The 809-nt window shown below is 49.4% G+C and carries 1 protein-coding gene; it reads right to left on the bottom strand.

The window, feature by feature from the left end; all coding sequences use genetic code 11:
* Positions 1 to 809 (bottom strand): DUF3971 domain-containing protein (locus R7040_RS25725; protein ID WP_318097465.1); only part of this gene is annotated, 809 nt, incomplete at both ends.

Genomic DNA, 809 nt, shown 5'->3' with positions numbered 1-809 from the left:
ATGGGTATTCACTGGCTAATCGACCGAGCTGCGCCAACACATCCACTTGGTAAGTAAAACCCACATCGTTGAGCTGCAAGTCAATGTCCATTTGCCAAGGCGCATGACCGGAAACCAAGCTCAACCAACGTTCACCCAAATAAGGCTTGAGAGGCTCTACATCCCAATCACCTAAAGTATTGATGGTCACGTTGTAGCCTTGGTCCGCACTTTCGCCGTGGAAATCGAGTGAAATAGGCTGCGAGAGTAACTCTGCTGACAAGCCAGATGTCGTCACCACATCGTTGTCGAACTGAATGCGGCCTGTGGCTTTTTCTAGCATCATTGGCGGCGCATCAATATCAACACGGTTGTCTTTCAAATCCGCATAACCCCAAGCTCGCGCGTCTTTTTCCATATCAAAAGGAATGTTGAGCTGGAACTCGGAATACACCGGGCCACTGACTTGCAAGGCCGTCAAAGCGGCACCAACCGAGTCAACCAGCGGCGTAGCCATCATGTAGTCGCGAACTTCATTACCCGGAGCTGTGGCTTTAGCTTCAATTTCGATATGGCCATCTTCAGCCAACTCCGGAATGCGCCCCGTGATGCGTTTAGCGTGAACGCCATTTAACGTCGCCGATTTGGAATCCAGATACATGGCGTCGTTTTCAAACAATAGATCAAGCTGCAAGTCGGTAATGGTTGGCCACGCAGTATCAAAACTGAATTTCGCGTCTTTTAAGCCAACCCATGCCTGAAACATGCCGTTGTGCTCTTTGTAAGGAAAATCTCCTAACTCGCCATACCATAGCAATTTGGCCGTGTTT

The sequence above is a fragment of the Vibrio sp. 1069 genome (assembly GCF_033340555.1).
Note: the sequence above shows the minus strand (reverse complement) of the source record. Positions and strands in the feature narration are given on the sequence as shown.